General features: G+C 34.4%; 11 protein-coding genes and 3 pseudogenes. 3 read left to right on the top strand and 11 right to left on the bottom strand.

Features of this window, described 5'->3' with window-relative positions; genetic code table 11:
* Positions 1-39: 39 nt before the first annotated feature.
* The 4 genes from ABWU38_RS01770 to ABWU38_RS01755 all read right to left on the bottom strand — a co-directional run bounded on the left by ABWU38_RS01770 (position 40) and on the right by ABWU38_RS01755 (position 5,156).
* Complete coding sequence (locus ABWU38_RS01770; protein WP_353272374.1) at positions 40-855, bottom strand: hypothetical protein; 816 nt, start codon at positions 853-855, stop codon at positions 40-42.
* A 100-nt stretch (positions 856-955) separates the two neighbouring features.
* Positions 956-2,749, bottom strand: a complete 1,794-nt coding sequence (locus ABWU38_RS01765; RefSeq protein WP_253309139.1) for a reverse transcriptase/maturase family protein — start codon at positions 2,747-2,749, stop codon at positions 956-958.
* Positions 2,750-3,158: 409 nt separating this feature from the next.
* Positions 3,159-4,145, bottom strand: a complete 987-nt coding sequence (locus ABWU38_RS01760; RefSeq protein ID WP_353272373.1) for a hypothetical protein — start codon at positions 4,143-4,145, stop codon at positions 3,159-3,161.
* Between the two features lie 36 nt (positions 4,146-4,181).
* A complete protein-coding gene (locus tag ABWU38_RS01755) occupies positions 4,182-5,156 on the bottom strand; it encodes a hypothetical protein (RefSeq protein ID WP_264707162.1) in 975 nt (324 codons plus the stop codon).
* Positions 5,157-5,428: 272 nt separating this feature from the next.
* Between ABWU38_RS01755 and ABWU38_RS01750 the strand changes: the two genes are divergently transcribed.
* Positions 5,429-6,610 carry a hypothetical protein gene (locus ABWU38_RS01750; RefSeq protein WP_353272372.1) on the top strand — a complete coding sequence of 394 codons (1,182 nt, stop codon included), beginning with the start codon at positions 5,429-5,431 and terminating at the stop codon, positions 6,608-6,610.
* Positions 6,611-6,688: 78 nt separating this feature from the next.
* Entirely contained in the window at positions 6,689-8,611 is a 1,923-nt protein-coding gene (locus tag ABWU38_RS01745; protein WP_353272371.1) for an ankyrin repeat domain-containing protein, read from the top strand.
* Positions 8,612-8,892: 281 nt separating this feature from the next.
* Here the strand turns inward: ABWU38_RS01745 and ABWU38_RS01740 are convergent, their stop codons facing one another.
* The 6 genes and pseudogenes from ABWU38_RS01740 to ABWU38_RS01715 all read right to left on the bottom strand — a co-directional run.
* Complete coding sequence (locus ABWU38_RS01740; RefSeq protein WP_353272370.1) at positions 8,893-10,365, bottom strand: recombinase family protein; 1,473 nt, start codon at positions 10,363-10,365, stop codon at positions 8,893-8,895.
* Between the two features lie 2 nt (positions 10,366-10,367).
* The gene (locus ABWU38_RS01735; protein ID WP_353272369.1) at positions 10,368-10,799 is read right to left on the bottom strand and encodes a DUF2924 domain-containing protein; all 432 of its coding nucleotides are present in this window, start codon (positions 10,797-10,799) and stop codon (positions 10,368-10,370) included.
* A gap of 4 nt (positions 10,800-10,803) precedes the next feature.
* Positions 10,804-11,268 carry an ankyrin repeat domain-containing protein gene (locus ABWU38_RS01730; RefSeq protein WP_353272368.1) on the bottom strand — a complete coding sequence of 155 codons (465 nt, stop codon included), beginning with the start codon at positions 11,266-11,268 and terminating at the stop codon, positions 10,804-10,806.
* 33 nt (positions 11,269-11,301) lie between these two features.
* Positions 11,302-12,012: an ankyrin repeat domain-containing protein gene (locus ABWU38_RS01725; protein WP_353272815.1), complete on the bottom strand. Its 711-nt coding sequence runs from the start codon at positions 12,010-12,012 to the stop codon at positions 11,302-11,304.
* Positions 12,013-12,033: 21 nt separating this feature from the next.
* Positions 12,034-12,978: pseudogene (locus tag ABWU38_RS01720) on the bottom strand (IS481 family transposase); the annotation flags it as partial.
* Positions 12,979-13,220: 242 nt separating this feature from the next.
* Positions 13,221-13,846: pseudogene (locus ABWU38_RS01715) on the bottom strand (IS110 family transposase); the annotation flags it as partial.
* Between the two features lie 223 nt (positions 13,847-14,069).
* Between ABWU38_RS01715 and ABWU38_RS01710 the strand changes: the two are divergent.
* Positions 14,070-14,615 (top strand): annotated as a pseudogene (locus tag ABWU38_RS01710) (IS256-like element ISWpi15 family transposase); the annotation flags it as partial.
* 23 nt (positions 14,616-14,638) lie between these two features.
* On the opposite strand, the gene ABWU38_RS01705 reads toward ABWU38_RS01710, so the two are convergent.
* Positions 14,639-15,571: an Rpn family recombination-promoting nuclease/putative transposase gene (locus ABWU38_RS01705; RefSeq protein ID WP_353272367.1), complete on the bottom strand. Its 933-nt coding sequence runs from the start codon at positions 15,569-15,571 to the stop codon at positions 14,639-14,641.
* Positions 15,572-15,627: the final 56 nt, after the last annotated feature.

The following is a 15,627-nucleotide window of genomic DNA, read 5'->3' as shown; positions in this document are numbered from 1 at the left end:
AATTTAAGTTTAAACTCAATATAAATAAAAAACAACTTTTCAGAAGGCGCCGCTGGTAGATTTTGCTGCCCGTTTTTGAGCTATATTCCCATAAATTATTGATACACTTGGTAATTTTCGCTTTAATAACTGCTTATTAATGGCAGAATGTATACGATTAATTATTTTAGACGTACTTTTTACATCGCAGTTAATCAAAACAAAAAGCACTTTATTCTCATCAATATACCCTAGAAAATCATCACTACGGCAATTTTTACAAAAATGTTCTATGATAACTTTCAGTGCATCATTTGTCTCAATACAGCTACTATTTAAGCCAATCACTCCTATAGCTGCATTAATTTGATGTTGAAAGGCAAAATTTAATATAACGTATAACTCTAGAATAGTAGACTCATTGTTTGGTATATCGAATAAGTCATGGTTTTTATATTTTTTACCCATTAGATATTCATCTCTAAAGATTCCTAATTTATGAGACAAGCTGATATCACGTATCAATAGCTCATAATTTATTTTATTACTAGCAAATTGTGCAGTGCGGAAAACTTTTACTTTTGTCTTTATATCTTCTCCTTTAGCATCAGTTAAGGAAAAACCTATCACTTTAGGTAATACATCAAGTAAATCGTGTCCATTTTCGGTATACTCTAAATAATTCTTCATGTCGTCAGCTGCTCTTGCACTTAAAATATTGATTAACGGCTTATTAAGTAAATTCCCTTCCTCGTATTTTAACAAATTCCTTGCGGCTTGATTGAGCCCTAAAATTAATACGTTTTTTTTCTTATTATCCTGACAAACAGATACTACAGCATCATCTTTCCTTCTTGCAGTTATGAAATCATCCATGTAGAGTGGGCAGCCAGCGAGTTACTTGTTAAGTACTTTTCCAACAACCCCTCTCCGAACCACGCATGATCGTTTCCGTATCACGTGGCTCTCCAATAATCTAACGTTTTAAGGAGTCACCATCATATTTTCCATATTGGATTTTCTTATGGCATTCATGACAAACAACAAGAGTCTTCCTCTGTCGTTCAATCATTCTCTTTTTCCATTTCGGTAGCTCAGTATTACGTTTACCTAGCAAATCAGCAAGTTTACGTACGTGATGTACTTCAATCTGCTCTTGTGATTTACATAATTCACAAGTTTGTGCCAATAGTCTTTGCTCTATTTCACTACGCTTATTCCATATTGGTATAAGGTTATCACTTATACTTACCCATTTATTCCATTTTAGTGACACAGCACCAAAGTGTGTAATTAATGGTATCTTTGATGGTAAACGATCTACTCTGACTTGGATGACTTTTCGTTTTTCACCTTCGTCGTTTTCAATCATTGCACCAAATTTTCTATAAATTTTCCTGCAAGTTGTTTTGTATTTAGATGCTAAAGTCTTTACTAATGATACTTCCATCACATACTTCAAATAACTTAGTGTGTGAAGGTTGTAGGCCATTTTGTAATATTGTACAATTCCTCGATATTCAGTTTGATACTGAGCAACAATACTGTAAGCTGTATCAAGTGTACGTTGAGGTAAATGTATAGGCTTTCCACAACGCATATATTCAGAACACTTTTTCTGCTTTATATGATGTGGTACACGTAACCCAATACTACCGTTAATACATCGTTGTGTCCGATGATCATGTTTATCATCTGCATGCAAGACGTGTATTTTATAACCTAAAAAATTGGCTTTGCTATCACACGCGTGTGTAATAAGCGTTTTATCTTCATTAAGCATAAGTTTGAGCTCCTCATTGAGGAATTTAGCAATCTCATTTTTAATTTGTTCAGCTTCATTTTTTGGTCCTGCAAACCCTACCAGAATATCATCAGCATACCTAACATACCAAAGACGTCGATAATTTAGATCACAAGAATCCTTAGATGGCATACCCTGCACTAATTGACGCAGTTGTTTTGCTTGATCCCAGTTCCCTTGTTTTCTCATCATCGATACTTGCATGGTTAACCTTAAATATTTTGGATTTGTCTTTCTTCGCTTACCTCGGTTATTTGCTGGTATTAGTATATGTTCCACATGTTTATCTAACCGATCGAGTAATATGTTACTCAAAATTGGACCAATAATAGAACCTTGTGGTACCCCACTATGACTCTTATTGTACTTCCAATTTTCCATATATCCTGCTTTTAGCAGTCGATTGATTAGCTGAATAAAACGGTTATCTTGGAAGCTTTCACTCAGTATTTTCAACAACATAGTATGATCAATTGAGTCATAACATGCACTGAGATCTCCCTCTATAAACCATTTTGTACCTCTGCCTTTTTGCATTACTGCTCTTAATGCAGTGTGGCATCCACGCTTTGGTCGAAATCCATGTGAACATTCACTAAATTTAGGCTCATAGTAGGCTTCCAATATTAATCGGATTACTTCTTGAAGTAACTTATTTGACCATGTTGGCAATCCTAACGGCCTGCGTTTACCACTCTTCTTTAAAATATAGATACGTTTTACTGGTGTCCACCGATATCGCTCATAGCGTAAATCCTCTATGATTTTATCGATTTTCTCCAAAGACATACCATCAACTGTTTCAGTTGTCACACCTTCTGTCATAGCACCTTTATTACGACAAAGTTTGCCATACGCTCGAAGGTAAAGATCACGCTGATAAAGTAGGCGATATACGTTTTTAACCGGCAAATTTCTTTGTCCACGTTCACGTATAATGTTAAGTATTGTTTCAGCTTTCCGCATCTTGCGTACCTCCCAATTTCAACATTCAATTATCTGTCACCCTTTGCCCTGTATGTGGCTTTCCCACGCTCCCCGGTGATTCGTTACTTTCACGACTACTACGATGACTCCGTAACCATAGAACTCGCGTTCCTTAGGTCATCCCATGTTCCGTCACTAAGAACTGTTCTAGATCAACTTAGGTTTTCCATTCATCCTCTTAAATAAGTTCACTACTTATCGTTCTACAGCCAGAATGTCACACAAACGAAAGTTTAATCTGTGCTTACCGTAGACATGGGGTTTTAAATGCGATACCCATGGATGTGAAGTCCCACCCCTGAAGATTAGAATTCAAGCAGTTTAGCTTTAACCATATTGATCAGGTGTTGCAAGCCGTTATCTTACACATCTTCAGATAACTCTCGCTTTACATACATGCTCTTGTCCTCCTTCCCTTTCGGGTTAAAGTTAGTTGTTCACCTCGAGGCCATTTATTCTGAACCCCGCTTAGCTCTGCTAAGTATTTCTTAATGCGTACCACGGCGCACCCTTTCATTACATCGGGATTTATCCAACATTCCAACAACCTCTTTCCAATTATGTAATCTGCCCTAAAATAATTAGGGTCATTACCCCAAGCAACACCCACTAACTTCATATTAAACCACGGATTCTTATTATTTATAGTACAATCATAAATAAATGTACCTGCAACCCACCCTGTTTCTTCTGATCTCTTATCTTTGACTAAAAAATCAATTTGGAATAATCTCAGCTGCTTAAATACCTTTGGAGTCCCTTTCTCAGACTGATTTACGTAACCAGTCCAAGTAATGCTGTTTTTAAGAGTTGGTATATCATCCTCCGTTGCTTCTGTAAATACTAATTTTGCATTTACTGTACCATCTAAGAATTCCCCTTTGGTAATATCAGGATTGTTTATATCTTTCCAGACTTGCCCATATGTATAGCTACCTTGCTCATTAACAATAGAAATTGCCCAATTTTGTAGCATGGATTTTTGATCATTATGCAATTCACCAGGCTTAAAGGATCGTTCTCTTGTTAAACCATTAACAAATTCTCTACCATTTATCCCGTAGTGCATCCATGGCGCATGATACCAATTAGCAACCTTATTGCAATGTAAATCAAAATCGCAGTCTATATTCCCATCATATATATACTTTAAAATTGTATAGGCGTATTTTTGTGGTTCCTCTTTAAATGATATGCATTCCCATGGTCTTTCTTTATTACTCGTTTCAGCTAGGTAATCAGTCTTAATTTTAAAAACCTTGCCTCTATAACCTGAAGGTATTTTATCGCATGAAGATACTAATGCTCCACTAGCATGTACAAAACTACTACTTAACATCAAAAACGATAAGCTTAATACTTCCCAAGTCCGCATTTTAAATTCCTCATAATATCTCTAATTTTTGCTAAACTATACCTTCATATGCTGGTATCCTTTTACCGCATAAACATCCTGTACCTCGATAAATGGCTGCACAAACCTATGATGATAACATGTTGGTTTTAGTATATATATACTAACTTGATCTAATGCATCAAGTGGTTTGTTTTCTTTAGGTTGAGTATAACAATATAGAACTAGGGCAATAGAACCTAAAATGGCAAAAGCAGCACCCAAAATTGCCAATAACATGAGATTACTTTTCTGATCAGAGATAAGAGGCTTTCCTAAAAATGAAGAAGTTAGTGATCCAAAAAAAAGAGTACATGACAATACTGTAAGACACAAAAAGATCTTCTTTCCTTTAGAATTTTTCTGCGATGGATTATAGCTTGAAGTTTTGTAAATTAATTCTTCACCTTTACTTGTATCTCTAGCGCTGAAACAGATTGCTTGAGGAATTCTTGGCGAATTGCCTGGAGTTCTACTTCCTGAAATCAGTGATTCACTGTGCTGTGGATCATCGTGTGTATAAATACCATCTTTACTTACATCAAATTTAGTACTATTTAAATACATAAAAATGCTATTATTAGGGCTTTCATATGGTTCACTTTCATTTTCATCAGTAAAAAAACTTTCTTCACTGAAAATAGGACTTGATACATTTTCAGTCGATGTCTCTTGCACTATGCCCGAGTCAGTACTCTCATTAGTATAGCTCGGAAGGTAACCATCCCAAGAAAGTCCCTGTGCCTCTAATTCATCAAGTGTACCAGTTGAAATACAGAAACTATTAAGACTACCAAACGTGTCACCCAATGTATGAAAACCAATCATATTAGAAACATCACTTTCCTGTTCTAAATTCTTGTTCTCACTCTCATCTTTTCTCTCTCTCCAATCAGAGTCACACACACCGCTCAACTCTTCAGGATTAGGTTGCAACTTGTTCTCCAAAGGTGATGATTTTAGACTTTTCCTTTGCAAAATGTTTCTATTCATACCGCCTGTTCCAATACAAATTTTTATTGACTACCTTAAACTTTGGCTTGAGCTAATTATTTAATCAACTTAGAATAACTAAGCGTCAATAATACTTCAAGCAATTATAACTATTGACTTTTACCTTGTGAAAGCTAAAAAAGATAGTAAAATTCTTTTAGCAGTGCTTGAAGGCTGAAAGTAGAAAATGTACAGTGAGTTTGGGTTTATGTTAATTTTTTATAACTTGCTTCCTTCTAATAATGTAATTATCGCAATGAGAAATCTATCCAATGAAACATACATCTTATATCATAGCTAGTGCTTTTGCCACCTTTATATTGCTTGCATCTGTAGCACTGTCTGAATCCTCTTATTTCGATTTTTTGTCTTCAGTTGAATTTTTAAGCTCAACTTTTACCGTCGTAACTGTTTTATCTATACTATCTGTTTTAGTAGTTGTGCTTTCATATAAAATAATTAGTAATAACAAAGAAATCGAGGCTAGGAAAAATAAATTTGCTCAAAAAGGGCTAGAGCTAGAAAAAGAGCTCATTCTGGAGCAAAAAGCTAAAGAAACTGCAAACAATCAAGTGGAAGAATTAAACAATCAATTACAGCAGAAAAATAAAGAGATAATTGATACAAAACAACAATTGGATGATAAATGTAAGAACATTTCTGAATTAACAACAGAAAAGGAAAAATTAGAAGTAGAGTTAAAAAGCCAAGAAGAAAAAATACAAAAATTGAGCACATTAAAAAACAAAGAGTTAAATGATAAAGACAGTGAAATCAGGGAATTAAAGAATCAGTTAGGTTATCTTAATGATAAAATGAAGGTTAGTGAACACAATAATCCTAAGATTAAGATATTGAAAGCGAAAAAAAACAATTTTAAAAATCAATTAGATTTTCTTATGGAAAAATGCCGAATTATGAAACAGAAAATTGCAGAGAAAGATGCTTGCCCTGCAAAACTAGATTATAATTTAAATAAAATAAAATGTAAGGAAGAACATTCTCTTAGCTCACCTTATGTTAAACAATTACAAAAGAAAATGCTAAATCAAATTGAAGAATCGTTTAAAAAACAAAAAGTTATAGAAGAAATGAATAATCAAATAGAAGAATTAATGGAAAAAGTTAACTTGCTTACTCAAACAAACAATACTCTTTCTGATAAAATGACCACTTATTTCAGTAAAAATGAAGAGCTGGTCACCTTCATAAATGAAACATTATCCAATATAGAACGAGAGAAAGAAGATTTGGAATTGCTTTATTCCAGTGAAAGAAAACAGAAAGGGTTTTTGGCTTTAAAAACAATTGAAGATTGCTTAGAAAACTTCAAAGAACTTTATTCAAAAACAAAAGATAGAGCAGAAAAATTGAGTATTCTAGTGCAGAGAAAAGGTGAGTTAAGTAATCCTCTTGTCTCTCCCGCTTGCAGGAGTTTTATTCAAGGACATTAAAATTATGTTTAATTGGCTTGACTTATATGATATAAATCATATATAACGTGTTGTCTGTTCAAGTTAGGAGGTGTTATCATGGTTGAAAAGTCAAGAGAACCTAGCATAGTGACTGCCGAAGTAGATAGTTATTATGAATTCATTAAGGAAGGTTTACTTTGGGCTGATAGAAGTTTGATTGATGATAAAAAGTATCTGGAGGATCTAGTAGACGAGTGGTTTATTCATTCACCTAACTTAAAACTGGAAGAGAGTCAAAAAAAGCTAAATCAAGCACTACTAAATAGTATTATAAAAGATTTCAATCTGAAGGATTATTACTCATTTTCAAATCTTAAGCACTTTTTAAAAAGTAATGAGAAAAATGAAGACCTTAGGCACGTTCTTAATCTAAAAAGAGGACATCTAGGGACAACAATATTGAACGTGTTTCTCGAACACGACGAGGTTATTCCTTCTCTTCTAAAAGCTGGTGCTGATCTAAATATGCAGGATAATAAAGGTAAAACACTTTTGCATGATACTGCTATTTATTCCGGTGGACATGAAGATCTTGGGTATCTCTTAGATGCAAAAGCTGATCCAAATATACAAGATGAAAAAGGTAACACACCTTTACACTATTATGCTGCTAAGTGTAGTGATTATAGCAGAAAAACTATGGATTTGCTCATAAGCAAAGGAGCTGATTTAAGCATAAAAAATAACGATGGAAAAACTCCACTACAAGTTGCAATTGATAATGGCAATATTATAGAATGTTTATTAACTAATAGTCAAAAAAAATTAAGAAAGCAACTAGGTAAAATGCTTCTCGCTACAATTTCTGATGAAGATTGGGATAGTGCTTATGATCCAGAGGTTGAAAATCTAAGGAAGTTTTTAAATCAATATGAAAATGACAACGACTTAAAGATAGTTTTAAATGTTAAGGATGATAGTTCAGTACTTCTTGATTGGCCATCTCGTCAATTTCCTAATGTAAAAGACTTGCTCTTAAAAGCAGGAGCAGCTGATTTTATAGGTAACAAACAAGACAATTATGAAAAATGCGATAGTTTCTTATCAGAGATTTATCAAATAAATTACCTTGCTAAACGCAATGAGTTTTTAAGTAAGGTAGTAAAAGCTAAAAGCATGATTGAATTACAAGAAGTTGTAAACGAAATCATATCTTCTGGAATAAGACTAAATTTGGCCAAGGGTGAAGAGTGTTATTGCACAGATGAAATACTAGAAAAAATTGCTCAACTAGGAGAAAATTATGAAATTGCTAGTAATATAGTATGTACATTAATATCAAGAGGGGCAAAGTTAAAAAGGTCAGAAAGTTTAAAAGTCATTGATACAATAGAATTAAAGTTCAAAGCTCATAAAGCTAATATGATCAGTGCTCATTTAGAGTATGTTAGTAATACTGAAGATATTTTTAGAATTGCAAGGGATGCTACTAGCGGTCAACTATATGATGGAAAAATCGATAATAATGTATCTTACTTAGAATACTCAGAGGATAGTATAATAGATGTCGCAAGAATCACAGATAGAACAAGAAATCTGGAACTAATCCAGGAATCATATAGAAGGGATATAATAAAAATTGGCAAAAGTGAGGTGGAAATTATAACCGAAAACGGCATAAGGTATTACACAGATCTTACAGAAGGTAGCAGTATAGTATTAACTTTCTATACCAGTTTAGGAAATGTAGACGTTAGACTGTATCCTGACGTACAAGATAAAAGCAAAATTATAGTAGAAGTGAGTAATAGAGAGGAAATATTAGAAAAATTCAAAGGTCGCGAAAAAGAGTTAGGCAATGATTGCGGGCTCGGTAAGTATTGGGTCTACTATGCTATTGAGCAAGGATATTTTGAAAGATCTAGAAAATTAATGCATTCTGAATCAATAAGTCAATCTAATGAAAAAACGCCTTTGACAAAGCTTGACAAAATAATAGGAGTTTCAAGTTTCAAAGAAACAGTAAGTCGTTGTATATAGTAAGAACAGTAAATTCCATCTACCAATAGCAGGCTACCAGCCAGACTTTGTAGCATTAGCGGTTTTTCTTTTTCACCTGTAGTATTTTCTTTGCCAGATTTACTATCAAAATATGATTTGGAAGAAAGTTTATTAGAAGGGTTTTGTCTTGCACAGTGATTTCTATTTTAGCTTTTTTACACACGAATTAAAGATCTTTACTATTTTCATTATATAGTTAAGTTTTTAACTGATTTACCAAAATTTTTAAAGTGTCAGTTTTCTGGCGCATACTGTCGCTTTTATAAATTAAGACCATAGAATTTCTCCATCTGCTCACTCCACAGCATCGATATTTCCTTCAAATCAGCTAACTTCAAACCCCTTGGCTGTCTCCCATTTACTATGTCTTCCTTAATCTTCGGAGCTAAATAATTTAACCTTAAAATTTGTTGTATTCGTCTTGTACCTATGTTAATTTTAATGCTCAGCTCTTTCACACTTCTATGTTTTCCTTCCTCTAGTTGACGTTTCCACAGGTAGGCTCTTACCACTGCTTTCAGTAGCGCATTATTTGTTTTCCCTTCTGGCTCTACTACTGTGCATTTATTTCCTTTCTTTTTTATTGGTATAAATTCCACCTTATCCTCTAAACTCAGCTCTATTCCATCTTCTCTTATCATTACTCCCTTTATTAATTTTTTCATCGCTTCTTTCTGTTCTCTGAAGCTTAAATTCTTCCATTCTTTCCCATTTTCATATAGCTGCTCTGTCTTTCTCATTACTTCTTTTTCCACTTCTCCAGCAACTACTGTTCGATTTACTGATTCACAATTCTTTCCCCTTAAGTGATTGTTGCATACGTAATATCGATATCTCTTATTCTCCTTTTTTGCATATGTCAGTGTCATGTTTACTTCACAGCTCTTGCACTTAATTATTCCCCTAAGCAATGCTTCCTCATATTTTGCTTTTCTATATGGCTGATCCTTTATCAATTCCTGCGCTTTTTGCCATTTTTCCTCTTTTATTATTGCTTCATGCTTTCCCTCATACTCTTTCTCATAATGTCTGATTTTTCCCACATATATTGGATTTGTTATTATTCTCCTTACCGTCGCTTTTTTAAAGATATCTACTTTTGTTCTGTAACCTTGATTATTTAACTCTCTTGCCAACTCTGCCATTGACTTCAGTTCCAAATATCTTTCAAATATATGCCCTACTATTTTCGCTTCTTTCTCATTTATTATTAATTCTTTATCTTTTACATCATACCCAAATGGCAAAGTTCCTCCCATCCATAATCCCTGTTCTTTTGATGTTGCTATTTTGTTTTTTACTCTTTCTACGATCATTTCTCTTTCTAGTTGTGCTGCTCCTGATAATACCGTTTGTACGAACTTTCCCATTGGCGTATTATTGTCAAATATTTGTGTTACTGCTACAAAATTTACTCGATGCCTTCTAAAAAATGATGTAACTTCTATGCTATCTTTTGTTTCTCTTGAGAGCCTATCCAGAGTATATACCACTACACAATCTACTTCTCCTTTTTTTACATCTTCAAACAATTCCTTTATTGCTGGTCTTTCTAAATTCTTTCCTGAGAAGCCTCCATCATCGTACCTTTTGGCCAATGCTACCCAGCCTTCTTTGCTCTTTATATATTTTTCACATGCTACTCGCTGCGCATCAAGACTATTAAACTTTTGTTCTAGACCGTCTTCATTTGATTTTCTCGTATATATCGCACATCTTACTTCTTTTAACATTTTCAACTTCCATTTTTATCACGCATCCCAAATAATAAAGGTCCGTTGTAGCTCATTCCCATTATTTTTCCTGCCACTGCTGACAATGACGTGTAAAACTCTTCTCTGTAGATTAAACCCTTATCTGTTACCATTACCGCATGCGTCTCTTCACCTCTCTCCAATATCAACTCTGTCCCTTCTACTGGTAATTTATCGCTACTTATTCTTTTTCCTTTCTCGAGCCGATCTGCCAGATACTCTAGTCTTTTTGTCCCCTTTCTTGACATTTCTCCATACGCTTTTTCCTGCATTCTATAAGCTAATCTTGGTATCAGATATTTCTTTGAGTATCTAGGCGCCTCTTCCCCAAATACCTTCTTCCACGTTTTTCTCAGCTCACCCAAAGGTTTTCTCTCTAAATTCATTACTTTCTTTTCTATTTCTTTCTCCATATCTTTAGCCCTTCATAAATAGCTTTTCAATTCTATCTGTTTCTTTCTTTAATATCTCGGCTATTTCCTCACTATTTTTTGCATAATCCATCGCTATCATTCCAAATTTATCCGCTTGCTCTATTTCTGCTCCTGCTTCCACTAACTCTTTTACTATTTCCACTTTCCCCACCATACATGCAAGGTGCAATGGAGTGCATTTACCTCCATATTCCTCAGCATTTACATTTGCTCCTGACTTTATCAATTCTCTAACTGTTTCTAGACGTTTCTCCGTTACCGCTAGGTGCAGCGCTGTGTATCCTTTCACATCTGCTGCATTCACATTCACTCCTTTTTCAACTAATAACCTCACTGTTTTTACCTCTACTGCATAATGTAGAGCTGTTCTTCCTTTTTCGTCTCTTTCATAAATATTTTTAAACGAGTTCTCTAATAGTGACTCCTCTTTTTTACCCAGCTTTACCATAACTTACCCCACCTTTTCTTTAAATTTAAATCCCTAAGCCTTCCTTCTCACCCCCTCATCTATCATTTCGTTCACTTTGCTCATTATCTTGCTTGCTAAATTTTGACATTCTTTCTTTATTAGCGATTTGTCTCTCTTCCTTATTTCTCCTATCTCTATTATTTTTAGCTCCGGCATGTAGCTTCCATTCAACATGTCTGCTATTTCTCCCACTAGCCCCTCTATTCCATAGCACGTCAGTTCTCTACTTTTTGTTATTCCTCCTTTTTCTCTCAAAAATTTACTCGCCTTTTCACTCTCTTTGCTATCACATAGACGATACTTTTCACTTTCCCAGATGTAATACATTGGCGTTGCGCCGTACTTATTCAGTTGATTAACTTCAGCTCCAGCCTTTACCAGCTCTTTTATTATTTCAACTCCTGCTCCTCCCATCTTGCACGCAGAGTGGAGTGGCGTACATCCAGTGACATATTGAGTGGCATTTACTTCTGCTCCCGACCTTAGCAGCACTTTTACATTTTCTAAACTCTTTGCGAATACTGCACATTGTAGAGGTGTATAACCATTTTTATCTCTTGCATTTACCTCTGCTCCTTTTTTTATTAATAATCTCACTGTTTTGTAATCAGAGATTTCTACTGCTTGATGCAAGATCGTCTCTCCTTCTTCATTTCTTTTATTAATGTCTTTAAATCCGTTACTTGATACTTCTTTAAAAAACTTACTCTTGCTAAAACTCATTTCATACCTCACAAAATTAGTGTATGGTCCCAGAGTGTGATGGTGTGGATTTAGTATAAATAATTCTGGAGACTGTGTCCACTGATAACATATAAATTCATAAGGAGTAAGACCCTTAAGAGTTTTGAGTCTCTTTGCATAATTATAAGCCATAACAAAGTTATAAAGGTGTTCTTTAAGTTGCTGGTGCGATTGATAGTAATACTTCTTAACTGTAGCATCCTTTAAAGTTTTATTCATACGCTCAACTTGCCCATTTGTCCAAGGATGGCTAACTTTTGTCAAACGATGTTCAATAACATTCTCTTCGCAAACTCTATTAAATATGTGTTGGAAAGCATACTTATGACGCTTCTGGTTTGTAAATTGTATACCGTTATCTGTCAAAATAGTATGGATTTTATACGGTAAAATTCTAATCAAATTACGTAAGAACTCAGCAGCTATGGGTTTTGTAGCACTGTTACGCAACTCAACATAGGTAAATTTGGATGTCCTATCAATAGCAACAAACAAATGTAATTTGCCCTCCTCAGTTCTAACTTCAGCAATATCAATATGAAAGTAACCGATAGGATATTGTTTGAATTTCTTTTTTGACTTAACTTCTCCATCAACAGTTGGTAATCTGCTAATGTTGTGTCTTTGTAAACAACGATGCAAGCTAGAGCGAGTCAAATGCGGAATTGTAGACTGCAGAGCGTAAAGGCAATCATCTAGTGGCAGTAGTGTATACTTGCGAAATGTAACTATTATAGCTTCCTCTTCTAGCGTTAAAACAGTCGATCTTGGACGCTTTGGACCCATATCAGCATCTTTCGTAAATGAACGTTTTCTCCACTTAATAATAGTTTTTGGATTAAGGTTATAATGCTTGGAGAGTTTTGCTATGCTCTCTTTTCTATTTTGTATTGCTCTACGAATCGTCTGTGTTGTTTTGGCGCACCCATGTAATATTTGTCCCATAACTCCTCCTTTGATGGTATTTTTTTCTCATATTTTATCATACCATCACACTCTGGGACTGTACAGTTTAGTGGATATGTTGATAAGTAAACTTCATCTGTTTTGTGCGTATAAAACTAATTTACTTATCAACATATCCACTAACTATAATCTGTGTACTGTTACACAATTGGAAGTATTTTTTGATTTTATGATGCAACTTGGGAAATTTTTATAATTTTTTTGTTGACTAACAAGACGGTATCTCCTATGCCTGGAATAGTCAATAGAAGTTGAAAATTTTCCAACAATTCTTTGTGTTGATTTAATAGTTCACGTACGGAGTTTTTTATTGTTTCTATTTTTTGAGCTATATTCATTGCAAGGTCTTCCCAAGCATTTGCAACTTCTTTAGGCAGTCTCTCTTTTTTTTCTAAGTGGTTATTTACTAATGTTAACTCATCTTTTAACGCAACTGAGCAACGATAAAGATGTTTTAATTTTTTCATTTCAGGAGAAGGTGGTGTCCAACTAGAAGGTTCCTGTCTTTGGCAATAATCAGCAATAACTTCTGCATCGGTCTGATCATTCTTTTGTCGTATCAGCTTACTCCTTGCATAAGATTTTATGCAATAAGGATTTACAACACTTACAAAATGTCCAGCATTGTGTAGAAATTCAGCCAGTGCTTCGCTATAACAACCAGTAGATTCCATGCAGGTTTTTACTTTTTCTACATTATGTTTGTGTAGAAAATTCAGTAGACTTTGAAACCATCGTTCTTAAAGCTTCTTTTTCTAGTTTCACGCTTTCCTTTTTTGCTTATAAATGAGAGAAAAACATCAAAGCGATCTTTTGATATATCTATGCCCAAAAAGTTGTTGATCATATATAACCCCATACGTTACCATTAAAAATGAAAAGTAAGGCTAGTCTTGTGAATACAGAATTAGAACCATTCAGGTCTTTCTACGATACCGTCCAGCCTATACTTTTGAGAAGGGAATTCTTATCTCCTCTACAGATTTTATATCTAAGAAGAAGCACAGAGTTCCTCCCTTCTCCACCTAATGCTTAAGCTTAAAACATTAGATGCTTTTGACAAGATACAAGTAGAAGATATCCTTATTGCCTGCGTTGATGGGCTGAAAAGCTTTCCTGCAGCTATAAACAGTGTCTTTCCTAATGCGGAAGTGCAGATGTGTATAGTGCATCAGATACGCAACTCACTGAAGTATGTGGCCAGTAAAGATGCGAAGAGTTTTTTGAGCGATTTAAAGAAGGTATATCAAGCTTCAAGCAAGGAAATTGCCGAGAATTATCTGTTGGAATTAGATGAAAAATGGGGCACAAAGTACCCTATGGTTATAAAATCTTGGCAGAATAATTGGGAAAACTTGTCTGGTTATTTTAAGTATTCTGGTCCAGTTAGGAGGATAATCTACACCACCAATCCCATAGAGGGGCTACATAGGCAAATTAGGAAATTCACTAAGACCAAAGGCTCATTTACCAGCATAAATGCCTTGTATAAGCAGGTATATTGTGCTATAAAGAAGGCAGAGGAAAAGTGGACGATGCCTGTACATGATTGGGCATTAACTATCTCTCAACTTGATGTTTTCTTTCCTAGCAGATTGAAAATTGAGTTGAACTAAAAATGCGGTTTGACACAGTTTATTTAACACTCCCCTTCAATCTCACTAATAGAAAGGCCAGTAAACTTGACAATAGTGTTGACATCAACATTATTAGCCAGCATTGCTTTTGCGACTTCAATTTTCCCTTCAATTTTCCCTTCAATTTTCCCTTCAATTTTCCCTTCAATTTTCCCTTCAATTTTTCCTTTCTCTATACCTTTTTGTATACCTTTCTCTTCAGCAAGATCAAGTCTGTATTCAAGAATGGCTTCTTCTTTCCGTAGATCCATTATTCTTTCTTCGTAAGCTACTAAATCTTTTTCGTTCCAACGAAACTTGTCTAATTCATCATATGCTAGCTTTATTATTGGCGCTTTTTCTGCAATTTTCTTTAGATCTTCATCTGTCGTTTCTTCAGCATATTTAAAGAAAAATAGCCAACGATCTACTATGCTTTCTAGCTGTTCTACTTTGCTTTTTGTAAATTTAGGTAACTCAATAAAGACAAATTGAAAATCTTTTAAGTAATGGCCGTTGGTTTTTATATCACGTATATTATGAGTAGAGATATAACCAACTTCTTCAGGAAGTAAGTTACAATTGGAAATAGCAATAAAGAAGACTTTCTTTAAATCAATGTAGTTGCCAGATTTATCTAATTGTCTTGAGTAGGCTTTAGCGGCATATAATTGAGCGCGTTTTTCGAAGCCCTTGTCTCTAGCGAGCTGCATTTCTGCTATATATCTATTTCCATGAGAATCCTTGCAGAGAACATCAACAATACTTTGTTTATCAGAGGCAACTTCGGGATCCATAATAGTGCTAAGAAACTCAACTTCTTGTATTGCATTTATCTCAGTAAACCCTAAAATATCGTTCAAAAAGTGGATCAGGATATTCTTATTTTTTTCCGTTCCAAAGATTTTTTTGAAACACAAATCATTGCGAGGATCGAGAAATTTTGAAAGAGCCATGGCAAAAATGCTTGAAAATATTAATAATTATACACTATTATTAACAATTATTCAAC

Source organism: Wolbachia endosymbiont (group A) of Urophora cardui (genome assembly GCF_964028435.1).
In the GTDB taxonomy this organism is placed as follows: Bacteria; Pseudomonadota; Alphaproteobacteria; order Rickettsiales; family Anaplasmataceae; genus Wolbachia.
This window is presented reverse-complemented; position numbering and strand designations above follow the sequence as displayed.